Consider the following 3,680-nt stretch of genomic DNA (forward strand, 5'->3'; position numbering starts at 1 on the left):
CATGATGTCATCGGAACCACAGGTCGGACAGAGGAGATACGGCTTCATGATGGATTAAGGCTGGGAGTAGTTGCACAATCAGGGCTGATCTATCATAGCGACTCTAATTTTCTCTACCCTTTACAAAAGGGCACTACCAAAATGAAAACCCTGATCAGGGATCAATTTTGTCGTCAATGGTTGAACTGGGGTTTCGGAAATGAAGAGTCAGCCGAGGGGCGATCGCCTCTACTGACTTTGTCCTGGGTATTGAGATTAGATTCATTAGTTTGGCGATCGTGACCCCGACTTAAGAAGAATATATAGCAACAAATTGACCAATGGTCATGCCAGATAGATTTTCTAGACTTTCCCATGCTGGCATCCCTTTTACCGCCATCACTCTGATCAGGCTTCCCCCAAATAGCCTGCTGGCTTAAGTCTGAGCACACTCATGCAGACCTCAGAGGTTTAGCCAGAAACAAACATAGAGACAGACCAATGACCTGGAATCTCCGAGATCTGGGTCATAGACAAGCCCGGATTAACAAAAGTTAACTTGACCTATTGCGAAAGATTCTAATCTAGTGAAGGGTAATTTTATTGAAACTAACTCTCAATAAGTGCACCCAGGATTTTCCAATTTCCTTATCCATTTCTAACCGGGAAGCAAATCGCTCTGTTCAATCTATGAACAGGGTTCAGCATGATTTGCAATTAAAAAGGAGAAAACTCAATGCAAGAACATGCCATGCAAACCTATGGCAATCCCAATGTCAAATATGACTGGTGGGCTGGCAATGCCCGCTTTGCGGATTTGTCAGGACTGTTTATTGTTGCCCATGTGGCTCAGGCGGCGTTAATTACCTTCTGGGCAGGTTCTTTTACCCTGTTTGAACTCTCACGCTATACCCCCGACATCCCAATGGGAGAGCAGGGGTTAATCTTGCTGCCCCATCTGGCAACACTGGGTTTTGGCGTTGGTGAAGGGGGGCAAGTGGTTAATACCTATCCCTACTTTGTGATTGGCGTTATCCACATGATTTCGTCGGCAGTTTTCGGTGCAGGCGCACTATTTCACAGCTTCAAGACCCCCAATAATTTGAAGGATGCGACGGGACGTGCCCGTCTGTATCACTTTGAGTGGAACGACCCAGCAAAACTGGGCTTGATCCTGGGACATCACCTGCTAATCCTGGGTATTGGTGCTTTCTTACTGGTTGGGAAAGCGATGTACTGGGGCGGACTTTACGATTCCACGATTCAAACTGTCCGTTTAGTTACGAACCCGACCCTCGATCCCCTGGTGATCTACGGCTACCAGACCCACTTTGCCAGTATTAGCAGTCTGGAAGATCTGGTCGGTGGTCATATTTATGTGGGCTTGTTGCTGATGGCTGGCGGCATCTGGCACATTGTGGTGCCACCTCTGTCCTGGGCAAGAAAAGTTCTGATCTTTTCTGGAGAAGCGATTCTGTCCTACTCTCTGGGTGGGATTGCCCTCTGCGGCTTTGTGGCGGCTTATTTCTGTGCCGTGAACACCCTGGCATATCCAGTTGAGTTTTATGGTCCTGTGCTGGATGTCAAATTAGGCATCACGCCCTATTTTGCAGATACGGCGCAGTTGCCAATGGGTGCCCATACCTCCCGTGCCTGGTTAGCCAACACCCATTTCTTCCTGGCTTTCTTCTTTCTGCAAGGACATCTCTGGCATGCCGTGCGGGCAATGGGTTTTGATTTTCGACGAGTTGAGCAAGCTCTAAATGAGGTGGGTAGTGAATCGTCTACCCCATCCGCTGGCACCCAGGAAGCAGCGGCAGTTGCCAGTAAGTCATAGGCAAAATCATCTCCCTCATGCCCGCGATGAGCGACTGGGTTAGCCAGGATCTCCAGTGTCTCCAGTGTCTCAATCAGACTAATTCTCTTGACTGAATAGTTCTCCCAGACACCGATGATCTGGAGATAGTCACCCATCGCGTCATTTCTGACTGTCATTTCTGACTAAGTATTGCTGTGATGTCTACGGTTGCACCACTCATCTACAACCGTAGACGTTTCTTACCTGCAAATTGTTTTCCTAATTGAGAAGGAGTCAATATGTCTAAAGTTGGTTTGTTTTTTGGGACTCAAACAGGCACGACTGAGGAAATCGCTGAAAAAATCCAGCAGGAACTAGGAGGTGAGAGTGTGGTCACTCTCCATGATATTTCGGGGGCGGATGCGAGTGATTTTGAAGAGTACAACTGCATCATCGTGGGTTGCCCTACCTGGGATATTGGGGAGTTGCAAAGTGATTGGGAAAGTTTCTACGAAGGTGATTTGAGCAAGATTGACTTCGATGGTAAAAAGGTTGCCTATTTTGGAGCCGGTGATCAATATGGCTATGCAGATAATTTTCAGGACGCGATCGGTATTTTGGAAGAAAAAATTGCCTCCCTGGGGGGCAAAACCGTTGGTTACTGGTCAACCGATGGCTATGAGTTTGATGAGTCGAGAGCCGTCAGGAATGGCAAATTTGTTGGACTGGCGATCGACGAAACGAATCAATCCGAATTGACCGACGATCGCATCAAAGCCTGGACAAGTCAACTGAAGCAGGAGTTCGGACTATAGAAAACCGATCGCATTTGAACCCTCGATTCCCTTGATTCCCTTCATTCCCTTAAAAACCCTCCAGCCAATCAATCGACCTCATGATTAACACATTGGATGCCCTCTGGATCTGTACCAGTCCCAGTTTGAGTTATTTAGATCAACCACTGCTCAAAGAACTGGCACAATCCATCACGATCGCCAATTGGGAATACCAGCAATCTCAAGATGAACCTTGCTCACTCCAGGTTGCAGTGACGTTATTACATGATTATTTGAAAACCCGTGATCGCCCAATTCATTTGCTGGGTCATGGGATGGGTGGCGTGGTGGCGTTGACCTATGCCAACCAATTTCCAGAGCGGGTGCGATCGCTGACGCTGCTATCGGTGGCAAACCAACCAGCGATTACCTGGCACGCCCATTACTATGTGCAACGACAACTATTTCCCTGTAGTCGCAAACGCCTGCTAGTGCATACTGCCTATAGCCTATTTGGCTACCAGATGCCGCGACCGGAGGATCGGTTACTAAATGCCCTCAATCGCGATTTAGAAACTTCTTTGTGTTTGCATTCCTTACTGGGAATCGCTCAACTTCCCCAGGGAGGGGTTTCCATGCCTCTGTTGGTCTGTGGCAGCACGACCGACTCCATCGTTGCTCCTCCTGCGATTCAGGGTTGGAGCCATTGGTTAAAGCCCGAAGATGCCCTGTGGCAATGTCCCGATGGGCGACATTTCTTCCACTACTTTCATCCGCAACTGGTGGCAGAACGGATGCTGGAGTTTTGGCGATCACTCCTGTTTAGCCAGAAAACCCAGTCTCCCATCGAGTCTCAGATCAGTTGCCCCAGCGCTGTCGCTTCGTAGGTGGGTTCACCATTGTCAAGCCATTCACCCATCACCCCTTAGTTCCAGTGAAACCCAACATCGACAAACTCTCCCGTGGTTTGGATGTTGGGTTTCACTGTGATACCAATTTAAATTGAGTAGAAGGCAAATGATTTAGACTGAGAAGTAGTGTTTCAGACTCAGCCAATGGTGGGTGTTACGTCAATCGAAGTGAAGGAAAGTTTGGATGATTTAGCTTTGCAGTTACGTCAAGCGGAA

At 48.2% G+C, this 3,680-nt stretch carries 4 protein-coding genes; all 4 read left to right on the forward strand.

Annotated elements, in window-relative coordinates; genetic code table 11:
• A partial coding sequence (locus tag AC1S52_RS04970) for a hypothetical protein (protein ID WP_482027939.1) occupies positions 1 to 282 on the forward strand: 282 nt, incomplete at its 5' end.
• Positions 283 to 715: 433 nt separating this feature from the next.
• A complete protein-coding gene (locus tag AC1S52_RS04975; RefSeq protein ID WP_482027940.1) occupies positions 716 to 1,816 on the forward strand; it encodes a chlorophyll a/b binding light-harvesting protein in 1,101 nt (366 codons plus the stop codon).
• 260 nt (positions 1,817 to 2,076) lie between these two features.
• The gene (fldA, locus tag AC1S52_RS04980; RefSeq protein ID WP_482027941.1) at positions 2,077 to 2,592 is read left to right on the forward strand and encodes a flavodoxin FldA; all 516 of its coding nucleotides are present in this window, start codon (positions 2,077 to 2,079) and stop codon (positions 2,590 to 2,592) included.
• Positions 2,593 to 2,672: 80 nt separating this feature from the next.
• Entirely contained in the window at positions 2,673 to 3,440 is a 768-nt protein-coding gene (locus AC1S52_RS04985) for an alpha/beta fold hydrolase (RefSeq protein ID WP_482027942.1), read from the forward strand.
• Positions 3,441 to 3,680: the final 240 nt, after the last annotated feature.

This window comes from Kovacikia sp. CALU 1929, assembly GCF_056784235.1.